We start from the raw sequence: 21,632 nt of genomic DNA, 5'->3' as shown, positions 1-21,632 counted from the left end.
TTGTGTGCTGAATCATAAATTAATAGTAAAAATTGTGACATCATATTTCAGGCAATAGTATAGTTTCAGACAACATCAATTTTTTAAATGATGTTTATACTTAGAAGTAAGTAAATGAAGGTAGGTGCATAATGAAACTACAAGATTTCTTGGTAAAAGAGGAAAAATGGGGATTTGATGCGATCGCTGATGACGCAGACTTGGCTCGTCAGATTCAGATATTGTTAATCAACTTAGATTTGCTAGAACCTCCAGCCGATGGGAAATTTGGCCCTGTTTCTGTGATATCTCTCAAAAAATTTCAAGAATTAGCAAAGACTGGAGAGACTGACTTTTTAGGAGCAATCACAGCCAAGAAACTGATTGAAACCAAACCAGATGATCTTCCTAAACCCCCCTTAAAACTTGGTAATGACATTGCCAGTAGGATTGTGAAATACTTGCAATCTAAAAATTATCAGGTATTCACCAATCAAAAAGAATACAATATTGTTTATGTAGAGGGTATAAATGCAGACTGGACTCTCAACAATGATGCACCGAATGAATTTAACGATCGCCGGATTGTGATTGAAGTAGTAAATGGCGTTCCTAAAATTGTAGAAGACTGGGAAGCTACTACAGAACCAGGGAAATACTACACTTATAATTCGATGAATCCTAAAGGAGCAGCCAGAATTCAGTTTGGACAATACAAAGCTTGGGCTGTTGGCATCCACGGCACAGCAGAGCCTCATGAAGCATTAGTGCAAGTTGGGGATATAACTGTTTGTAGAGATTTCAACAAAGATTTTAAACGGACTGGCGACAAACTTGATACAGGTGATAATTTTTATGTGAATCAACATTACGGCTTTGATTTTCCCCGGAATGATATTCGCCTTGCCAGTGCGGGCTGTTTAGTCGGACGTACTCGTGACGGACATAGAGAGTTTATGGCGATTATTAAACAAGACCGCCGTTATGTCGCTAATCGCAAATATGTTTTCTATACTAGCGTGATTCCTGGGGATGATTTACTCAAAACGTTTCCAAGATAAGTTCAGAAGTGGTGAGTAAGAAGTAGTACTTATGAATCTTCACACTCAGCACTGTTTCGGTAATAGGCAATTGGTAGCGGTTGTTGTTATGATGCGATGTTTAGTAGAGTAGCACATATCTGCTACCCTACTTTGTGTTAATCTAACTTTGTTCTTGTGGCTGCCCTATCTCTGCCGTCAGCTTCTCTTTATCTTGCCTGCGTTTTTTGGCGTAAAGTTGAATAGTTACTGCCATGAAAATAATCATCGCAAAAATACCCCAGACAGCGATATCCGTAGGTAGATTATTCTTAAACACAGCTAGCAACACGATCGCTACTAACATAACTGTGGGTGCTTCATTTAAAGCGCGTAATTGCTGACTATTCCAGCCACATTCATCTACTGCTAATTTCTTCATTAACCGAGCGCAGTAATGATGATAACCAATTAGAATAGCAACAAACAGCAGTTTGATATGCAACCAACCCTCTTTTAAAATATCCGGTTCAGTGCTTAATAAACCGATAGCCATTGCGATCGTCACAAACATTCCTGGATTAGTGATGATATAGTAGAGGCGCTTTTCCATAATTTGATACTGATTTTTCAGTATCGTTCGCGCTGGTTCAGGTTCAAGGTTAGCTTCAACGTGATAGATAAAAAGACGTACTAAGTAGAATAAACCAGCGAACCAAACTACAAATCCGACAATATGAAATGCTTTAAACCATGAATAAGCCATGAATCCTAATCTCCTTTACTTGTGGTTGTGAGACATTTTTAGTGGTAATAAAAAGTTCACAAATGCAGGTGGGGATAACATTTATAAATCTAGCAAAAATCCCGAATTTATTTTTTAACACAGATAAATATCTGTGTTAATCGTGAATTCATTTTTATAATATCGATTTTTGCCAGAGGTAGATTATCAATGAACATCTTTACGACGCACAAAGGGTAAAAGGTCTTCTAAAATCGCTTCGTGGTAGTGTTCTTGAGGATAATGTCCGACGTTATTAAGTTTTATTAATTCGGTATTGGGTACGGAATTTGCAAAATTTTGGGCAATTTCTACAGGTAGCCAAGGGTCAATCATACCCCATTGAATCAGAATTGGCTGTTGCCATTCTTTAAAGCCAGATTGGATTTCTGTCATTGCTGAATCAAGCTGTAAATTGCGAATACTTGCTAAGAGACTTCGACCAGATGCAGAAGTTTTCAAAAATGGTTTTCGATAAATATCTAAATCTTTATCTCCGATGCGATAACGGCTACCACCTTCTAGCGTTCGGTCAACTAACAGGGGATCTTGTGTCATTACTTCACCTACCAAAGGTAAACCCATTTGTTTAATTTTCCAGGGTAATTTGGCAGCAGTTGAAATTGGTGTATTTAAGATAGCTAAATTAGCAATTTGTTCTGGATGACGCAAGGCATATTGTAATCCCACAGAACCTAAAAACCCTTGTACAACTAGAGAAAAATGTTCAAGTTCTAACGCTTTAATAAATCCTTCTAAAGCTGTAATAAAAGCATCGGGAGTATAAGCAAAATCTCGTTTTTCTGGTTTTGCAGAAAAGCCATAACCAATCCAATCAGGAGCGATCGCTCTTGTACCCTGATTCGCCAAAGCCGGTATAATATTACGCCAACTATAACTTTGTGAAACTAAGCCGTGTAGCAACAACACAGGTGCTAAGTCAGTTCTGCCGATTGGTAAAGATTCCCGATAAAACCATTCCAGTGAATCTACATTAATTTTATGTTCTGTTATTGACACGCTATTTTCCTATAGATTGAGCATGAGGCAATTCAATTTTGGATTTTAGATTTTGGATTAAATTTCAATTCTTTAATCCAAAAGCGTTCGACTGAGCGCTCACGCCGTACCCCTCCGGGGAAGCAAGCTACGTGTAGCGTTCCGCAGGAAAGTCTAAAATCTAAAATTCTTACTTCCTCATCCCCCCAGTCCCTGAGAAATAATCATCTCACGAATTGCATAAGCTGTAGCGGGTGCTAGTAAAACGCCGTTGCGATAGTGTCCAGTAGCCAAGAGGACGTTAGTAAACCCTGGCAACTTACCAATAACTGGGGCTGGGCGTCCTTCGGGACGGGGACGTAACCCCGACCAAGTGCGGAGAATCGTTGCTGTGGCTAACTCTGGGCAAAATGCGATCGCTTGTTCTCTAACAGATTCCAGCAGTTCTTGATTTGGCGGTATTTCATTTCCATTGCTGGGAAATTCCACTGTCGCACCCACCCAATAATCTCCACCGCCCACAGGAACAATATGGACATCCTTACCCGTTATCGCTGGCTGAAAGTCGGGATTGCCTAATGGATGTCCCACACGTAATTGCAACGCTTGCCCAAGTACGGGGCGAATATCAACCATCTGATTGAATTTTGCCGTCAGTGGTGTTGAACCAAGTCCGGCGGCGATTACAAACCAATCTGCGGCTATTTTTCCTTCTGTAGTCTCAAGTTGATTACAAAATTGGGCGGAAGATTCAGGTGTTGAGGTTGGGGTATCCAAAACAGCGACACCAAATTTGAAAGTCACACCATTTTGCTGGGCGGCCTCAACTAAAGCTAATGTGAGGGCAGTTGGATCAAGTTGACGATCTTGGGGAGAATAGACAGCGCCAGTAATTTTTTCGTGATTAATTTGAGGACAGATATTCTGAAGTTTAGCCGTGTCCCAAATTTCTAAATGCCAGCCTTGAGAGTGGCGAATTTCTACCAGTTTCTCCCATGCTGATATCCCCTCTAGGGAAGGCGAGAAATCAGATAAAAGCATGAGAATTCCCTGACGATTAAAAGGGATTTTGCGACCAGTTAAAGTTTCTAGTTCAGGAATTAAGGTTTCATAGCGTTGGATGCTAGTTTGTCGCATCTGCCAAGCTTTACCCTTGATTTTTTGGCTGATTGCGCCCATCAAAACGCCAAGTGCAGCGCCCGTGGCAGCTTGTGCAGGTGGTTGTCGGTCAAAAACTGTGATTTTTAGTCCTTTAACTAGACTTAGTTCATAGGCGATCGCAGCCCCAACTACACCACAACCGATAATAACTACATTCATGACTTGTGCTTAAAGTTAGAAGTTAGAAGTTAGAAGTTGAAAATTCCTAACTCCTAACTCTTAACTCTTAACTCTTAACTCCTAACCCTCATCTGCTTTAGGAAGCAGCTGGAGGAATTTGTCAACGTCTGCGAAAGCAGCCTGGGAGTTAGTCAAGGCAATTTGAGGATTGCTAGCACTAGTAGCTTTATCAAGTTTAACTAAGTGGTCAAAGAAATCTCGCGTTATTTGACGTGCTGTGGGTTGGTCTTTAGGTAGAAGGTTGGGAGTGACATAAGTCAGATTCAGCCTTGCTTCTGTTATCGGACCATGTATAAAGTTACGCACATTAATCCAATCACCTCTTTGGATTAGGGTTTTCAACTCTTGGGAGCGATCGCGCACAGCCTGAATTTCAGGAACGTATGCCTGAATTCTTTCAAGTTGTGCTGCTGTGTAAGTCGGAGGTGCCACCGCGACACCAGGACCGCCACAACTAAAGAGAAATGTCGCCAATAATACTAGAAAAAATGAAAAAACTGAGCGTTGACGCACCATACATTTTGTTTGCCGATTACCAGTGTCATTTTAGATCGCTAGCGCAATTTATCCTTCTTGTCAGCCAAGGATTTTGCAGAAAATCTTGATATTTTTTATAAAGGGCAGAATTTCATCTGCTTTTGAAGAATTTTTAAGTATAATTACTTAATAGGTGTTAGCCAGTCCCAAACAAGAAGCGATTTTTGGCATCTGTTAGTTACCAGGATTGTTAGGGAAATATGATTTAGAGTTGCTAAATCTCAAAGGTCTTTGATAAGCTGAAGCACCAATAATATAAGCCTTCTGGCGGTTTTTCTGTCTTCACATCCCCGAAGATGCCGACGCAATATAGGAGTGTTTTTTAGTGAACGCAGCTGAACAGGCAACGAACCTTGAACTCGCCAGCAACATTGCTACGGTGGTTAATTTGTTCAAATTCGAGTTTCCTGATGCCAAATCTGATCTCAAACCCTGGAAGAATGACCCAGAAACCAGGGAGTTAGTCGATCCAGATTCTATAGATATTGGCTTTCACTTTCCTGGTATCAGCAAATCTTGGCGAAGTCGCAGTATTTTAATTCAAATCCGATTTTATCAAGATCCCATCAATAATTCCCGGCGGGCGATCGGCGTGGAGGTAGCTGGATTTGATCATCGCGGCGAAGCTTGGCGACTTTCTACGGTAGAAAACTGGAGTATTGTCGGCGCATCTTCGCCTTCTGGTGAAATTGGGGATAAGCTCAAACAGATTTGCCGACAGATTTTAGAGGTTTTTAATAAACCAACTGATTAAAGTCAACTGACTTTTGCCTAGTAGTCTGTTGTTATCTCCCCAACCCCCCTTGGTGTTCACAATGAAAACCTTGATGCTCCCAAGCTTGCATATCTACTTGCGTAAGTCTTGTTACATTTGAGCATTGCGGTTGAATAATTTGACTTAAAATCGCCCAAAATAGGCTGCGTGTTAAATCTAATCCAGTTTTAGGCCAAGATTCACGATTACCAGGAACACCCAACTCCTGAACAATCTCTGACTCTACCCAAATACCATGAGCGCCCAAAAGAATCTGTGCCATCCATTTGGCTCTGGGTAAGTGACTTGGCGAGGTAATCAACATGACTTTATGCACTCCCCAACGCCGGAGAATCGGGATACCATAATAGAAATTTTCAAAGGTAGAATTCGCGCACTTTTCCAACCAAACGTTTTCTAACTCTGCTAATTCCGGCTGAAAAATTAACCATATACAGGGGTCTGGGGAACCATGAGAAATTAAAATTGGGGTTTGCGGATATTGTTTTGCTTGTTGAGCAACATAAATTTCTCGATTAATACTGCCACCAAGCACAAAGAAAGCATCTACTGGCTGCGAAGAAGCAAAAACTAAGGTTATAGTGGTAAAAATCAGCCAAGCGCCCAGGACAAAGCACAATCCAATAGTTAGTTTTTGTAACAATTGCCACAGATTAGCAAATTTTCTTTTAATAGAGATTAATGATTTGATGGTAAATTTGCGTTTCATGACTTAGGTAAGAAAACCTGATTTAATAGCTGTCTAACAGTGCTGCAATTGAGTGAACAAAGTGCTATCTTATAAAAGCAATGAAGAAGTGCAAACATGACGCCGATCAAAGTGTCACATAGTGAGTACAGCCTTGCGAAGAAGGCTAACAAACTGAGAAATGGTTGTTAATAATGGAGTATCTTCGGCATCATTGAACGATAAAAATGATGAAGGTAGCATAGCTGAGTTTGGGGTATAAAAACTTAAATTTTTCTGGAAAGCCTGATTGTTAAACTGTCAACAACACAATTATTGCAACTGATATAATACATGAACCAATCTGCCAAAAGTTACTCGCCGCTTCAAGTAGCCTTGATTGGTGGAGCGATCGCCACTACTGCTACGATGTCTGTGTTCGGCCCCGCCTGGACTCGTGATGTCCGTGCCGCTCTAGCCCTACAAGACAGCCCGAAAGCAATAGTTGATCAAGTCTGGCAAGTGGTGAATCACGAATATGTTGATGCTAAATTTAATCAACAAGATTGGCAAGCAACCAGACAAAGCCTGTTGAGCAAAGACTATTCTTCTCGTGAAGAAGCTTATACTGCCATCCGCGAAGCTTTACAAAAGTTGGGAGATCCTTACACTCGGTTCATGGACCCCAAACAGTTTGAAGCCCTGACTAGCCAAACATCTGGGGAAGTCTCTGGCATTGGGATTCGGATGGAAGTGAACCAAAAAACTCAACGGCTCACTGTTGTCGAAGCCATAGAAAATTCTCCCGCACTGAAAGCTGGGATCAAAGCAGGCGATGAAATTTTGGCAATTGACGGCAAACCCACTCTCAAAATGAAAGTGGATGATGCCTCCAAGCTAATTCGTGGCAAAGCGGGTACTCCCATCAAGCTACGCCTGGGACGGACGCGGCAAAATGCCTTTGATGTCAAACTAACGAGGGCAAATATTGAGGTGCCAACGGTACGTTATACCCTCAGACAAGAAGGGAATCGCCGCGTTGGCTATATCCGTTTGCGGGAATTTAGCGCCCACGCCGCAGACCAAATGCAACGAGCCATCCGCGATTTGAACACTAAGAAAGTTGATTCTTATGTGTTGGATTTGCGGGGAAATCCTGGCGGTTTGTTGCAGGCTAGCATTGAAATTGCGCGGATGTGGTATGATAATGGGGGCATTGTCAAGACAGTAGACCGTGTGGGCAGCAGTGAGGTAACTAAAGCCAATCGCACTGCGCTGACAAATCGTCCTTTGGCGGTCTTAGTAGATGGGAATTCAGCTAGTGCTAGCGAAATCCTCACAGGGGCACTCAAGGATAATAAGCGGGCGGTAGTCGTAGGTGGTCAAACCTTTGGTAAGGCATTAGTCCAGTCAGTTCATGAACTCGCAGATGGTTCCGGCTTGGCTGTCACCATTGCCCATTACTACACTCCTGCGGGAACGGATATTAACCATAAAGGGATCACCCCAGATATTAAGCTAGACTTGACAGAGACACAAGAGCGTCAGTTGGCTTCTAATCCAGATTTAATCGGAACCAAGAGTGATCCACAATATGCCCGTGCGATCGCAATTCTATCAAATAAGAACTTTGCCCAGCCGCCGGCAAATCAACCGACTCAACCCATGAGCCGCGCCGGTGACTTGAAATTGTAATTTAGGAGGGCTGAGTAAGAAGTAGTACCGATGAATCTTCCTATTCAGCACTGTTAATATATTCCCAAATCAAGATTTTTGGAGTTATAAAAACTGCTTGATATTGTCGTTCTAGGATTTTGGTTTGGGAATACTAGCTAGTAATCCCATCTCCAAAATCTCAGATTTATGAATCATCAGCCAGTTGATGCAACCACCGCCACCAGCTTTTTACCAATGGTGTCGGTGGTTGTTCCTATTTATAACGGTGAGGCGGATTTACCAGATTTGCTCAATTGTCTGTTGTCTCAAACCTACCCAAAAGACCGGGTAGAGTACTTATTGGTGGACAATAATAGTAGCGATCGCACCCTTACCATTCTGAAAACATCTGCTGAAAATTGCCCAATTACAATTTACCCGTTGAGCCAAAACCAAATTCAAAGCTCATACGCTGCTCGTAATACTGGGATTCGCGCCGCTAGCGGTGAAATTATAGTTTTTACCGATGCAGATTGTCGTCCGCAACCACAATGGTTAAATTCATTAATTCCGCCTTTTGTCAAGAAAGAAGTGGCAATTGTCGCTGGTGAAATTTTGGCACTACCAGGCACAACTCTGTTAGAACAATATGCAGACCGTCAAGAAACTTTGTCACAAAAGCATACCCTTGACCATTCCTTTCGTCCCTATGGTCAAACGGCTAATTTAGCGATTCGACGCATTGCCTTAGAAAAAGCGGGTTTATTTCGTCCTTATCTTACCACTGGTGGCGATGCAGATATTTGCTGGCGGATTTTGGGAGAAAACATCGGGCGTTTGGAATTTAGTGCGAATGCGATCGTTCAGCACCGCCACCGTGCTACACTTCAAGAACTGCAAAGTCAATGGCGGCGCTATGGGCGCTCAAATCGGTATCTGCACGAACTGCACGGTGTCGATTTGATGCGAGAGATTACACCCAAAGAATGCGGCTATCGCTTAGTACGTTGGTTATTGAAGGAAATACCAAGGGATATTAAGAAGGCATTGACGCAGCCCGCACTTCTCTACGAGACGCTGCGCGAACCACAAAGTGATACAGTGAGCCTGTCGAACTGCTCAGTGACCACCGCAGGCATCGCGAGTCAAGTCACCCTTGTAGATTTATTAAATACTCCCATTGGTTTGTTCACAGCTAGGGCGCGTGCTGCTGGGCAACGAGATGCCAAGCTGCCAGAGAATGCCAAGATAATTGATCGGCTGTAAGAATAAGGGACTGACAAATAAAAAAATATCCAACTACTTATTGTGGGGTAGGCTGGAAAGCCATTGGTGTCAACTTAAGAAAAAATCTGCTTTGAGAAGACGTTTTGCCCTCATCCCCTAACCCCCCGATAAATTGGGGGGAAACTCAAGAGCCAACTTTTTAAGGGGGTTGGGGGATCTCTTGTGCGTAAGTCCTATATTTGTTGGAAATCCCTAAGTAGCTAGACGAAAATATTTACAGTCATTGCGAGCATAATAAAGCAATCGCAACCGCAAGCGAATTGCTTTATTACTCTTCTCTACATTCGCATTGACGTTGTGTAATTAATTCTGTCTGACTACTTAACTCCTAACTCTTAACTTCTAACTCCTGATCAATGCCTGTCAACTTTCGCTAAATTGGAAAAAGGAAAACTCAAGGAAATTTTAAATGTCAGCACAATTGTTACTGGTGGATGATGAACCAGGGATACGGGAAGCCGTGAAAGACTATTTGCAAGAGAGCGGTTTCAGCGTTCAAGTCGCCAGTAACGCCCTTGAAGGTTGGGAATGGATGCAGCTGAATACACCTGATTTAGTGATTTCTGATGTGATGATGCCTCAGGTAGATGGCTATCAGTTCCTTAAGCAACTACGAGAAGACCCCCGCTTCCAAGCACTCCCGGTAGTATTTTTAACTGCCAAAGGTATGACAGGCGATCGCATCCAAGGCTATCATGCTGGTGTTGACGCCTATCTACCCAAACCCTTCGATCCCGACGAGTTAGTGGCTATAGTTGAAAATTTGCTAGCCCGCCGCGCCGCTAAGTCCGCAAGTACCGGAGATGACGCTGAAACCCCCGATCTTGCCGAACTAGCCAATCAGATTGCCCAAATTAAGGCATTGTTAACTCAAAGAAATGCCATTTCCCAATCGCCAGCCCCTTTCAAAATTGATTTGACTCCCAGAGAACAAAGTGTTTTGAACTTAGTCGCTGAAGGGTTGATGAACAAAGAAATCGCCCGTCGCTTAGAAACCAGCGTCCGTAATGTAGAAAAGTACGTCAGCCGTTTATTTAGTAAAACTGGCACCAGTAGCCGTACAGAGTTAGTTCGTTTTGCCCTAGAACACGGTCTTGCTAAATAGGCATTGGGCACTTGTACTGAGCGAAGTCGAAGTATTGGGCATTGGGCATTGGTTATTTTCTCTTTATCTCCCTTATCTCCCTTATCTCCCTTATCTCCCTTATCTCCCTTATCTCCCTTATCTCCCTTGTCTCCCTTTCCCCATCTGTAAAGACACAGGGTTTTGTTATTCCTGCAATGTTTTGATAAAAACTCGGTAAAATGCACCCGGCTGAATTTGCTCTCAGATTCTACCAGTACTCTTTGCTACAAAGTTTTTAATAGCGGAAACTGTTTCTGGGACTTTGTACTGCTAAATAAGACTTTCACAAAGTAGAAATCACAATATTTTATGAATTCTACTTACTGCTAAGTTTTTATGGCAACGCAAGTATGGGATCAATATTTGATTTTGATGCCCAATTCACATTGTTTAACTACTTAAATTACACCTTTAAGTTTGGGTATTTTCAGCAGCATTACGCAAGCGCATTAGCTGGCGCCGCATTTGAGGTGAGGCTTTCAACTCAGACACTTCCTGCGCTTTAACGGACGCTTGCAACGTCTCTAGAAAGTCATCAGAACCTTCGGTTAAAGCATCAAGTAACACCTGTAATAGTTGTTCGCGATCGCCCAATAGACTCTTTTCCTCAATCAACCGGAATTTGAGATGTATTTCGCACTCATAAACACCTACTTCGAGATTATTTATTTGGCGTGGTAATGCTTTGGAGTTCATAGCTATTGAGATTCCTTTACTTGGTGGTCATGAGGCTAAAGAGGTAGATGTCCAGCAAAATTCTTTATATCTTTTTTGAATCCAAAATGCTTCAATTAAGACTTTTTCTTCATCAATCACCTTTGTATCCCATTTCACTCTCCTGTATTTTTTTTCAAGGTAGATTTTGATGCTCCTGTGCCAGATATAGCTTATGGTAAGCCATAACTATTATTCAGTTTTTAAAATTCTACACAATAAAGTTTCTGTAAGAAGTTGCTCGACTTTTTTAAACCTTTTTACATCAACTTTATGTTAACGTCAACAAGAGTTTTACTTGTTACTCTAATTTTGGTGTTTATACGTAAGTAAAACCGCTTAAGTTTTTTGAGTTTATTAAAGCCAGTGGTCGATGTAGCGCTATTCCGTAAAATTACTTGATGTACGTTTTTATCAGCAGCAAATTCCGAATAAATTTCTGATTATAATTATTAAAGTAAAAATTTTTGTTCTCCATTAAAAAATGTACTCAGATCAAATTATTCCTGCCAAGTGCCTGCCCCTACTGTCTTTTGGGCTTGATGAATCCAAAAATCTTAGCAGTAGGTAAGATTAGTACCCTAAATAAAAAGACTCTAGCCAGTAATTTTTACAGAAAAATAATTAGACTACTGTCAGTACTAGCAGTTAGCCTTGTCTTCAACTCTTAACAGAAGTATTAAGTTAATCAGTACAGGTGATATTTTTACTTATGCCCATTCAATATACTCTTTTGAAACTGTTCAAAGCTGCTGTAAATTGAGAGCATTCAAGCTTCAGATATAACGTCTACAATAATTTCAGTGTAATCCACCCAAATACTTACACCCTTTTATGGATAACCCAATGTTGCTCAAGTCCACAACCCGGCATGTCCGCATTTTTGCAGGCGAAATTGACCGGGATGGCGAACTGATTCCTAGTCAACAGGTTTTAACCTTAGATATTGACCCAGATAACGAATTTAACTGGAATGAAGATGCGCTGCAAAAGGTTTACCGAAAATTTGATGAACTAGTAGAAGCATCTAGTGGCGTAGACCTCACAGAATATAACTTACGCCGTGTGGGGTCAGACTTAGAGCATTATCTGCGATCGCTCCTGCAAATCGGCGAACTCAGCTACAATCTCTCTGCCCGCGTTACTAACTACAGCATGGGAGTCCCCCAAGTTGCAATTGACGACAAACAATAAGCTCAATAGTTGGTAGCGGGCTGGCTGAACCCTTGTGACAATTCCGGTCATCCGGAATCAGCCCAAACAAAAACCTAACCCCCTTGCCGACGCTCTAAGGAAGAACATTCAAAGTCTCTCTCCTACAAGGAGAGAGATGAAGAAGAGAGGTTTTCTTGATTCGTCAGGTACTTTAGGCAAAAGTATATTCAATTATCTTAATTCTTAATTAAAGTTAATTGTTGCTATCCTACTTATAAACTAAATAAATACCAACATTATCTGTCTGTTGATGATGGGGTAATTCAGCAAAAGCAAATAACATAGTCATGCTTGGGTTATGCTTTGGGGACAGGGTTGGAGTTAGTTGCTTTATTGATGGAGAGTCACAGAGCAATAGAAGCTATGATCAGGCTGTCGGGTTGAGTTGGGAGCGTATTCTTTGGATAAATAAGCATTAGCACCTGCTGATATCCGCCAGCTAAAATCATCATCTAAAGTCTGGGTATGTCAAATTTCAGAAAGATGAGCGGTCTAGATTGTCCCTACTAATGCTGTTAAAGAAATTGCCAATCGCTGATCGGTGGGAAAACTATGGAAAATGACGCGGCAACGCTCTACTGTCCAAATGAAAATTGTCAGGCTGCTAACCCCCTGACTCACAAGTTTTGCCAGCGATGTTCCACGCCCCTACCCAAAAATTACCTCTGGGCTGTGGTAGATGGCCCGAGTGTGGGTAGCCCTGGAGAAATATTAGCCGATCGCTATTTAGTCCTTGACAAATTTGTTCTTTTAGATACGAAGCCTGGTTTATTAGCCCTAACGCCTGAGTTAGATAATCTCCAGATCCCCAAAGCTTACTTGAGACTTATTCCTTACCGCTTACACGTACCGCAGTTATATGGAGTGCTTTTTGTAGGTGACGGAACTGAGCATCGAGAAATATTACTCTTAGAAAAACCGCCACTATTAGTAGATGACACAATCCAACAAGTGCATTTGTGTAGCGAGTTAACCACCGCTTGGCGTGATGCAACATCAATGCGCCAACTCAATTGGTTATGGCAAATAGCTCATTTGTGGCAACCTCTGACGAGTGAAGGTGTCGCCTCTAGCTTACTTGACTCATACGTATTACGGGTAGAAGGATCATTAGTACGTTTGTTGGATTTGCGTTTCGATGTCGCAACATCACCAGAGTTGCCCCAATTAGGTGAATTTTGGCAGCAGTTGGTCAGTGATACCAAACCAGCTATAGCTGAATTTGTTGATCAGGTTAGCCTTTCCTTAATTCAGGGAGAGATGAATTCAACGGATCAATTAATCGGAGTTTTAGATCGGGGACTGGCTGGGTTAGGGCGATCGCAAACACCTACGATCAAAATTATCACCAAAACTGAGACTGGCCCAAGTCGCCAACGTAACGAAGATGCCTGTAGCCCACCCAGTGGTATTCTGGTCAGCAAACCACCCCAGCCAACAGCCTTAGCAATTGTCTGTGATGGCATCGGTGGACACGAGGGCGGCAATGTCGCCTCAAATTTAGCGATTGAAACGATTCAGCAGCAGGTACAGCAACTAACAAAAGTTCCCTACGACCACATAGACCCTTCACTGCTGCTTGATGACCTAGAAAAGGCAGTGGCAATTGCCAACGACAAAATTAGTCAGCGCAATGACGCTGAAAATCGCCAAGGGCGTCAACGCATGGGTACGACTTTAGTCATGGCCTTGCCTGTTGCACACGAAATGTACATTACCCATGTTGGTGATAGTCGTGCCTACTGGATTACACGCCACGGCTGTTATCAAGTTACCCTTGATGATGATGTCGCCTCCCGCGAAGTGCGGCTAGGTTATGCGATTTACCGCGAGGCTGTGCAACAGAGTGCTGCTGGCTCTCTGGTTCAGGCTTTGGGGATGGGTTCCAGCACTTCATTGCATCCCACTTCGGGACGGTTTATGCTCGATGAAGATGCTGTTTTTCTGCTCACATCCGATGGTTTGAGTGATTTTGATCGGGTGGAGGAGTGCTGGGAAACAGAAATTTTACCGATTCTGCTTGGGGAGACAAATATAGTAAATGTTGCCGATAGATTAGTCGAAATCGCTAATACTAAAAATGGACACGATAATGTCACCGTCGCTTTAGTCCACTATCAAGTCCAATACTGGGAACCAGAAATCACCATTAAAGCAGTGATTACAGAGAGTTATTCCCCGAAAGCTATTGATTTCCCGTCCAGAGCGACAGATCCGACACTTTTAGGTAGCGCAAACCATAAAACTCAGGTGATTCCCGAAAAGGAGCCGATCAAAACTCGCCAATTGCCGCTACAGTGGATAGTTCCGTTAATATTTGTGATCGCAGCAGGGACTTTAGGATTCTTCGTGAAGCAACTGCGATCGCCATCAGGGATATTTCCACTTGTTTCCAATCCCACACCAACTCTAAATCCTACCATCGAAGCGACACCCACAGCGCGATCGCTTGCTAACCTTTCTCCTGGTTGGGTAATTAAAACCAACAAAGAAATCCCCTTCGGAAACAACCAATCACTTCCCCGTGGGACTTTTTTAGAAGTTATTCAGAAAAAATCAAATCCCCAACCTGCTTCTGAGGATTTTTCGGTGTCTATGCGAGTCTGTGCCAATAAAAGCACACAAAGTTCAGCTAATACTAATAACCCAGCAGTAATTATCTCGGTTCCCCAAAATCCAAAACCTTTGCCAGCAACACTATCGCTGAACTTGTCCCAATTGAAGAGTTTTGGCGTCTCTGTTTTACAATCAGACGCACCAAATCCATGTAGAAGTGTCACGCAACCGCCAGTTACTCAACCAACTGCACCTGACACCAGTCCAACTTAATCAAATAAGGGATTTCCAATAAATAAATTACTACTACTTGTGGGGTGGGCGACACGAGCGCCCATAGCAAAAGGCGGGCAAGACTTTCCCTGCGGGACGCTACGCGTAGCTTGCTTCCCCGGAGGGGTACGGCGTGAGCGCTCAGTCGAACGCTGCCCACCCCACAAGCAATAGTTGAGTATTTTTTTATTTGTCAGTCCTTAACAGCTCGATAAACTTGTAAAAACCTGGAATAATAACAGGTAACAACCAGAGTAAAAATTTACAAGGTCAAAAAGTAGAAAATTTTCACTTTGGAGAATTGTTATTTGAAATTATTTATTTTAAGCTTTTAATTTAATGAATCCATGCCATCCCTGAATTTGGCGATCGCCCGTCTTTTAAACACTGGCACTGACAACTTCGCCATTTGGGTGGTCGAGGCTCCCTATCCCAGTGGCTACGTTTTACGTGACTGTGTATGGCCTGCTGAACTCACCCAAGTCTGGCAAGAATGGCAACAGATGTTTGCTGGTCATAGTCACCTCGATATTTCCTCAAACTCAATATCTCAAAAAGCCAACCCATTGCCCATAGATTGGATTTCACCCCCTTCAGGTGAAACCACTAGTCCCTACAGCAGTCGTCTGATGCAATACTTGGGAATGAATTTATGGCGCTGGGTATTCGACGGACAAATTCTCGGTAGTCTAGAACGTAGTCGCGGTATTGCAATGGGTCAGCATACACGTTTGCGCTTTCGACTAGAAATTCGTGACCCAAATCTTATCGCTTTCCCTTGGGAAATTATGCAGTCTGAGCCGGGTCAATCGGCTATGTCTCTCTCCCCAGATTTGCTATTTAGTCGCACCAGCACTGAAGTTGACGCCTTACCGGATTTGGGAACTGACAAAGCTTTAACTATCCTGCTGGTTTTAGGTCATGATCAAAACCTGCAACTGGAACAAGAAGCTGCAATCTTACAGCAAATTCTTGCAGATACGTCCGTGGGTAGTAATTCCCAAAGATATGCACCTTGTATAGTGAATCAACTCTTACAACCAACTCCCCAGCAGTTGATTGATGAATTAGAAACCAAAGCATACAATGTTTTCTTTTACGCTGGACATGGTTTGCCAGACCCAGATGGGGGCTTACTATTTTTGCGACCAGATATGCCCCTAAATGGGATAGAATTAGCGCAAGTACTCACCCGTACAGGTGTGAAACTAGCGGTTTTTAACGCCTGTTGGGGCGCACAACCGGCTGCTAGGAATCATCAAGCCATACCTACCAGCAGTTTAGCAGAAGTACTAATTCGTCATGGTGTGCCTGCGGTTTTGGGAATGCGCGATGAAATTGCTGACCACGAAAGCCACAGTTTTATTCAAGCCTTTACCAAAGCTTTGCGATCGCACAAACCAATTGATGAAGCCGTAGCACAAGCTAGGCAAGAGTTGTTAACATTGTATAAATTTAATCAGCCGGCTTGGACTTTGCCTGTGCTCTACCTGCATCCAGATTTTAATGGCGAACTCATTAAGAATCTGGATGAAGGTATTACGGAAATACCAGACACAGCCATTCCTGATCTAGGTTCCCCGCTTCTAACTGCTTCTTTGCGATCGCTGACTCCAAAAGGTAAAACCTGGTTGTTGCGTTATGGAGTTACCCGCATCGGTCGCACAAACGACAATGATATTGTCATCCCCGAACCATCTGTATCCAAACGCCACGCCGAAATCTTCTGCCGTAATACTGTTACTGATGCTACATTCATGCGAACTTATTACTTGCAAGATTTTTCCACCTACGGCACAACCTGGTTTTTAGGACTTAATGGTTGGCAACAAATCCTCCGAGAGGAAGTCCCCTTGAAATCGGGGATGCAGTTAAAGTTTGGAAGTGCCAGAGGTGAAACTTGGGAGTTTATTATTCAGGACTCCTAGTAGAGCGATCGCAGAAATGGATTTTGATGTTGAGCATCAGCTTTTGAAATCTGTTTTTGCGGAAATCTCTTCTGAGGAATTGTAGTTATCAATACTACCATATAATATTGAGGCATAAAAAATGGCTAAAAAAATTAACGGCTCAGAGACTTTCTCTTCTTTGCCATCTCAAATAGAATTAGAGTTTTTAAAAGCCTTATTAGAACCAGAGGATGCTACCTATCCCTGGAATCCAGGTGATGAGCAATCAGAAGCTTATTTTCAGGAACTAGAACAACAGTTCGGAATGCCAGATTTCCTTGAGGAAGAACTGACGAGGCAATCGCCAGATTTTTACAGCCATCTAGACACACTTTGGTCTGGTATTGCTTCTACACCAGACGACAATCACAGCCAACAACAGGCAGTAGTGGTTAATCTTCAAGAAACATTACGTACTACTTTTTCTGCCTCTGTCCCCCAAGTATTGCTCAACGCGATCGCTAGCAAAGCTGCTGAGATATTTGCTGCTGGACAATTAATCGGTGAGCAACTGGTTGAGTGCGTTCAGACAGTGCTACCAACTTGGGGAACAGAGGATCTTTTAGTTTTGGCTCGTCCTTTTACTTACGCGATGCGAAGTAGCGAATCGCAAAACGCGGCATCGGCGATGAGTAATTTTCAAAATAGTGAGTGGACAGCTTTATCAGAAGTAGAGAAGGCAAAGCTTAGTTTAGCGATCGCTTCCTATGCTTTGACTCAACTCAACAAGTCTCAGTCGGAACCATAAATCGGCAACAGGTGACAAGTGAGAGGAAAAATAGAGAAAGCTAAAATTTTGATCATGGGTTGTGTTCGCATAAGCTCGCCTTTTGCACTTACTCTGTTCAGAGGCATATCTTGCAAAGATATTGGTTTGCCTTACGGAGAGTCAAAAATCAAGACTTTTGCAACAAGCTTAATGATTTTTATTTTTGTAGGTATAGTTAACCCAGAATGAATTCACGATACGCTGATATTCAAACTAGGCCATCTATCCCAAGAGATAAATACTGTCATTTTCTTTTCTACGAGATGCTACACTTCTCTACGAGACGCTGCGCGTAGCTTGCTTCCACGTTCGCGCAGCGTCCCGCAGGGAAGTGGTACGGCAAGGTGGCACAGTGAGCTTGTCGAACTGCTCAGTGACCACGCGTAGCTTGCTTAAGAGTAAGGGTACAATTTTGAATTCTTATTTTGGGCCAATAAATCGGGTAGCAAAATTTTGCGATCGCGTCGGTGATAGCGCCCGTGCCTTGAGAATTGCCGCCATCAAAAAGGCGTAAGATAATACCCCAACAACGACCAACAGCAAGGCATTGATTGATCCTGTAGCATTCCACAAAGCATGGAGCGCAGAGGCACTAAGATAACCAATAGAAAGAATTTGCCAACTTCTCCTCGGTTTGAGGACAGCTAACCCGATAAAATAACCCAAATAGCCACTATAAGCCATGTGTCCGGCTACAGAGCCTAAAATTCGCGGAATTAGCAGTTGTAAACCCGCCAGTTGACCCGCAGCCCCTGTACCCACCTGTTGCGATATATTTTGAGTAATATCTGGCACATATTGTCCGAGAGTTTCCAAGAGAGTGAAGCCCACAGCAGAAGCTGTTCCCAGGAGAATACCATCTAGAGGTTCCCAAACCCCTATACGTTCCCGCCAAGGTGAAGACAACATTCTACCGATGGCAAAAGCCCCTAGTACAGGCAATGCCTTGAGTAATTCCTCCATCAAGCCAGCGCCAAAAAACATCCGCACCAGTAACTCTGTGAAGGTAATAGATTCTTGGGACGAGGGCAAGTTTCCAGGTAGGATGCCGCGAAACACGAAGATAAATAAACCCAACACTGGACTGAGCAAAATCAGCATCGTACCCAACGCCGCAGCTATTAGCACCCACCAAGGCTTCTGTTTTCCGCAAAGTTGGTAAACAAAATAGTAGGCAGCGAAGGCGATGTAAGTTGCGACAATAACTTGATTAGCTTGGGGCTGACCGACTGTAGCAAACATTAACACTACAAAGATTACGGTCAGTATTCCCGGTATGAGGTAAGCTTTCCGAGTTAAATCTTTACCAGTGGAAATAATCGGGAAAAGCTGGGTAAAGCTAACAGAATCTGGCTGCTTTAATTGCGTGTGGTTGTGGTAGTTCGTCGCCGAAGGTAATGGTGTAAGTTGGTTAACTGTCGTGGCCGGCGTCACTGAGGTAAACTCGTACTCAAAAACGTATTGTGGGCCATCAGCACCGAGAGAAATGCGATCGCCTGGGTGCAATTCCTGACATTCATACAAGCGTTGTCCATTCAAATAAGTACCATTAGCACTATTCAAATCACACAACACCCAGCTGAATTTGCTATCTGGAGATAGAGAAAGGGGACGAACCACCGCATGACGACGAGATACCATTCGGTAGGTCATGGCATCCAAGACAACTTGGCAGCTGGGATCGCGTCCAATTACCATTTCTTTACTGGGGGGCAGCGAGTAGCGAGATTCTGATCCCAAATCTGCCCCATTACCAGACACTAGCCGCAGAAATGCATTATGTCTTGCGTTTTTGCCTGTCATCGATAAGAAGTGCGTTTCTAAACTAATTCTTCACATAATTTGGCAGCAGGACTAACCTTAGCCACATTAACAGCAGCATTGCTAAATCCACTATAGCTTCACTTCCTGCTAAGAAATTTAAAATTTCCAGATGCAAAATTTCAAATTCTTTTACCTAATGTGAATAAGTATTCGATCTAGTGATAGTTTGTCCTCAACTTGGCTTGTTACGCAGATGAATCCGATTGTATCGGTAGTGTACTTTTAATACTCTAAGTGCTAAATTAAACACACGACAATTTATCAAAAAATAGTAGTTTTTACTGCATTTAGTTTGATTCCCAAAATATATAATTTTCAGTCGTCTGTTGTCAGTTATTTTTGCCGATGATAATTGACTAGTTTTGTCTTAGTAGAAATCGAGTGAAAAATTGCGAAGGAGTGGCAAAGGCACGCTAGGCGATTGTTAATGACTATTGACTAATTAAAGTAAATGAAATTCTGCGATCGCTGTAGGAAAATTTTTGTTTTCATGTCCTGGGTGGCTGAGTTTAATCAAGGCAAAACGCTGTAAAGGCGTTAAAGCTGCCCAATGTTGCTGTGTCAGGGTTACACCTATTTCTTGAGCTTTTTCCTGAAGGCTGGCTGGTACAGTGGCAGAGTCTAGCCATGCGGGATGAGGCTCAATGGGCAATTTTGTTGCTGGTATACCTGTGCGTTGTACAATTAACTCCTGGATATAGTTGCCGTAAGACTGAATTTCGGTTTCTGTAGTGCAAGGTAATTCGACTAAAGCTTGACGCTCGGCTGTAGTCATTTGATTCCAATCAGACAATTTTAGCTTGATGCCACAGGTATCTAATTTGCAACGCACCTGCATGGGGATGCAACGCAAAGAATCAACAAAGTCTGCTTCAAATTCAAAGAAATCTGTCACGTCGCTTCTCTCCAAATTCTAAATTCAAAATTTATGCTGTTGCTCGAAAAACCCAAAGTTGCCGGGTGAGCATGGGGAGTAAAGAATGGGAAAAAATGTTTTTAAATCCACAATATTTTGTTGGATCTTTTGTTTAACTTGCATCTTTGGAATTACTGATCCGAATTATTAAATAACTAATTGATAGGGACAAAATAGCTATACCTAGACCAATTATATCAAGACCTCCAACCTTGTCAAAGTCAAGAAGAATAATTTTTCTGGCTACAGCAATTAAAGAAGTAACAATGACTAATTCAACCTGAAAAACGTGTTTTCGTAAATAGGCTGTAATATTTTCTAAAATCTCTAAAGCAATTAAAATATTTAAAAATAAACCGAAAATTTTATATAAGGTTGTGTTAAATGTACCATAAGGCACTGTAAATAACTCTCTAAAAATAAATATTCCTAAATTTGCGCTCGCTACCAAAATTACAATTACCATAAAAATAGATAGAACTTTAGAAACTAGCACTTCTATATTTTCGATAACGTGCATGAAATTCTCATCTCTGGTAGTTACTAGAATTCGCCTCAGTAGTTTTTTCATATGCTGCACCCGATTCTAAAATAAAAGAAAATCCCATAGATATATCTAGAGGATTAAAAAAAGATGCCTTGCCGATACTTTGTAAGTTTTCTCTCTGTTTTTTATTCTTTATCCATAATTAAAATCGACGTTAGTAAAACCTCTAGTTACTAGAGATTTTACCTATTTAGATATGATAATTGGTATCAGTCAAAAGTAGAGAGTCATAAAAAATTATCATAAGTATTGACTATTGATTATTGACAAAATTACCTATTGCTGGTTAGAAATTACCACTTTCTAGGTACACTTTGCAGCTGACGATTGTGAGGACTGGAGTTGATGATTTTTGATTGTAACTTCTACCAAAATTGGTATTAGCTGCACTGCACAAGCTTTTAATTCTGGTTGCAGCGAATCGGGGCAAGATTCTGGATGGGTGAGGGCGTTAGCTTCGGCATTGTCTGCCCACAGCGAACCCCAGTGCATGGGGACAAAAACTGTACCAGGCGCGATCGCTTTTGTCACTTTAGCAGGAAACTTCGCTTTTGTAGCGACTGTTTGAGAATTTTGTGTGTTACAGAAAAACTCTTTGAAACTCTTATTACTTTGTGTCCTTTGCGTCCTTCTCTAACGAGACGCTGCGCGTAGCTTGCTTCTCCGTAGGAGTATGCGGTTCGTTTTTTCATAAATAGA

18 protein-coding genes and 1 pseudogene are annotated in these 21,632 nt (G+C 42.3%); 9 read left to right on the top strand and 10 right to left on the bottom strand.

The window, feature by feature from the left end; translation table 11 throughout:
- The first annotated feature begins 131 nt into the window (after window positions 1-131).
- Window positions 132-1,040: a peptidoglycan-binding domain-containing protein gene (locus V7K15_RS12880; RefSeq protein WP_334905887.1), complete on the top strand. Its 909-nt coding sequence runs from the start codon at window positions 132-134 to the stop codon at window positions 1,038-1,040.
- Between the two features lie 142 nt (window positions 1,041-1,182).
- Here the strand turns inward: V7K15_RS12880 and hemJ are convergent, their stop codons facing one another.
- The 4 genes from hemJ to psbQ all read right to left on the bottom strand — a co-directional run bounded on the left by hemJ (window position 1,183) and on the right by psbQ (window position 4,638).
- The gene (gene hemJ / locus V7K15_RS12875; RefSeq protein WP_334905886.1) at window positions 1,183-1,764 is read right to left on the bottom strand and encodes a protoporphyrinogen oxidase HemJ; all 582 of its coding nucleotides are present in this window, start codon (window positions 1,762-1,764) and stop codon (window positions 1,183-1,185) included.
- Between the two features lie 186 nt (window positions 1,765-1,950).
- Window positions 1,951-2,802 carry an alpha/beta fold hydrolase gene (locus tag V7K15_RS12870; protein ID WP_334905885.1) on the bottom strand — a complete coding sequence of 284 codons (852 nt, stop codon included), beginning with the start codon at window positions 2,800-2,802 and terminating at the stop codon, window positions 1,951-1,953.
- Between the two features lie 177 nt (window positions 2,803-2,979).
- Window positions 2,980-4,101, bottom strand: coding sequence for an NAD(P)/FAD-dependent oxidoreductase (locus V7K15_RS12865; protein WP_334905884.1), 1,122 nt, complete (start codon window positions 4,099-4,101; stop codon window positions 2,980-2,982).
- A gap of 81 nt (window positions 4,102-4,182) precedes the next feature.
- Window positions 4,183-4,638 (bottom strand): photosystem II protein PsbQ, encoded by a 456-nt coding sequence (psbQ, locus tag V7K15_RS12860; RefSeq protein WP_334905883.1) that lies wholly within the window; start codon window positions 4,636-4,638, stop codon window positions 4,183-4,185.
- A gap of 346 nt (window positions 4,639-4,984) precedes the next feature.
- Between psbQ and V7K15_RS12855 the strand changes: the two genes are divergently transcribed.
- Window positions 4,985-5,413, top strand: a complete 429-nt coding sequence (locus tag V7K15_RS12855) for a hypothetical protein (protein ID WP_292804185.1) — start codon at window positions 4,985-4,987, stop codon at window positions 5,411-5,413.
- Between the two features lie 31 nt (window positions 5,414-5,444).
- Here V7K15_RS12855 and V7K15_RS12850 read toward each other — a convergent pair whose 3' ends face one another.
- Window positions 5,445-6,143, bottom strand: a complete 699-nt coding sequence (locus V7K15_RS12850; protein ID WP_334905882.1) for a YdcF family protein — start codon at window positions 6,141-6,143, stop codon at window positions 5,445-5,447.
- Window positions 6,144-6,455: 312 nt separating this feature from the next.
- Between V7K15_RS12850 and ctpB the strand changes: the two genes are divergently transcribed.
- The 3 genes from ctpB to V7K15_RS12835 all read left to right on the top strand — a co-directional run bounded on the left by ctpB (window position 6,456) and on the right by V7K15_RS12835 (window position 10,149).
- Complete coding sequence (gene ctpB / locus V7K15_RS12845) at window positions 6,456-7,796, top strand: carboxyl-terminal processing protease CtpB (RefSeq protein ID WP_334905881.1); 1,341 nt, start codon at window positions 6,456-6,458, stop codon at window positions 7,794-7,796.
- Window positions 7,797-7,964: 168 nt separating this feature from the next.
- Window positions 7,965-9,023, top strand: a complete 1,059-nt coding sequence (locus V7K15_RS12840) for a glycosyltransferase (protein ID WP_334905880.1) — start codon at window positions 7,965-7,967, stop codon at window positions 9,021-9,023.
- A 430-nt stretch (window positions 9,024-9,453) separates the two neighbouring features.
- The gene (locus tag V7K15_RS12835; protein ID WP_334905879.1) at window positions 9,454-10,149 is read left to right on the top strand and encodes a response regulator transcription factor; all 696 of its coding nucleotides are present in this window, start codon (window positions 9,454-9,456) and stop codon (window positions 10,147-10,149) included.
- A 432-nt stretch (window positions 10,150-10,581) separates the two neighbouring features.
- On the opposite strand, the gene V7K15_RS12830 is transcribed toward V7K15_RS12835, so the two are convergent.
- On the bottom strand, window positions 10,582-10,866 hold the full coding sequence (locus tag V7K15_RS12830; RefSeq protein WP_334905878.1) for an Npun_R1517 family heterocyst differentiation transcriptional regulator: 285 nt from the start codon (window positions 10,864-10,866) through the stop codon (window positions 10,582-10,584).
- Between the two features lie 852 nt (window positions 10,867-11,718).
- On the opposite strand from V7K15_RS12830, the gene V7K15_RS12825 reads away from it, so the two are divergent.
- From V7K15_RS12825 to V7K15_RS12810, 4 genes are all read left to right on the top strand, one after another.
- On the top strand, window positions 11,719-12,078 hold the full coding sequence (locus tag V7K15_RS12825; RefSeq protein WP_334905877.1) for an NAD(P)H-quinone oxidoreductase subunit M: 360 nt from the start codon (window positions 11,719-11,721) through the stop codon (window positions 12,076-12,078).
- A 573-nt stretch (window positions 12,079-12,651) separates the two neighbouring features.
- Entirely contained in the window at window positions 12,652-14,928 is a 2,277-nt protein-coding gene (locus V7K15_RS12820) for a protein phosphatase 2C domain-containing protein (protein ID WP_334905876.1), read from the top strand.
- A gap of 347 nt (window positions 14,929-15,275) precedes the next feature.
- Complete coding sequence (locus V7K15_RS12815; RefSeq protein WP_334905875.1) at window positions 15,276-16,856, top strand: CHAT domain-containing protein; 1,581 nt, start codon at window positions 15,276-15,278, stop codon at window positions 16,854-16,856.
- A 121-nt stretch (window positions 16,857-16,977) separates the two neighbouring features.
- The gene (locus tag V7K15_RS12810) at window positions 16,978-17,625 is read left to right on the top strand and encodes a hypothetical protein (protein ID WP_334905874.1); all 648 of its coding nucleotides are present in this window, start codon (window positions 16,978-16,980) and stop codon (window positions 17,623-17,625) included.
- 441 nt (window positions 17,626-18,066) lie between these two features.
- Here V7K15_RS12810 and V7K15_RS12805 read toward each other — a convergent pair whose 3' ends face one another.
- The 4 genes and pseudogenes from V7K15_RS12805 to V7K15_RS12790 all read right to left on the bottom strand — a co-directional run.
- Window positions 18,067-19,449, bottom strand: coding sequence for a PrsW family glutamic-type intramembrane protease (locus V7K15_RS12805; protein ID WP_334905873.1), 1,383 nt, complete (start codon window positions 19,447-19,449; stop codon window positions 18,067-18,069).
- Between the two features lie 463 nt (window positions 19,450-19,912).
- On the bottom strand, window positions 19,913-20,365 hold the full coding sequence (locus tag V7K15_RS12800; RefSeq protein WP_334905872.1) for a nitrate reductase associated protein: 453 nt from the start codon (window positions 20,363-20,365) through the stop codon (window positions 19,913-19,915).
- A 133-nt stretch (window positions 20,366-20,498) separates the two neighbouring features.
- Window positions 20,499-20,957 (bottom strand): phosphate-starvation-inducible PsiE family protein, encoded by a 459-nt coding sequence (locus V7K15_RS12795; RefSeq protein WP_334905871.1) that lies wholly within the window; start codon window positions 20,955-20,957, stop codon window positions 20,499-20,501.
- A gap of 279 nt (window positions 20,958-21,236) precedes the next feature.
- Window positions 21,237-21,485: pseudogene (locus tag V7K15_RS12790) on the bottom strand (molybdopterin dinucleotide binding domain-containing protein); the annotation flags it as partial.
- Window positions 21,486-21,632: the final 147 nt, after the last annotated feature.

Origin of the sequence: Nostoc sp. (genome assembly GCF_036919815.1) — a bacterium.
Classification (GTDB): domain Bacteria; phylum Cyanobacteriota; class Cyanobacteriia; order Cyanobacteriales; family Nostocaceae; genus Nostoc.
Note: the sequence above shows the minus strand (reverse complement) of the source record. Positions and strands in the feature narration are given on the sequence as shown.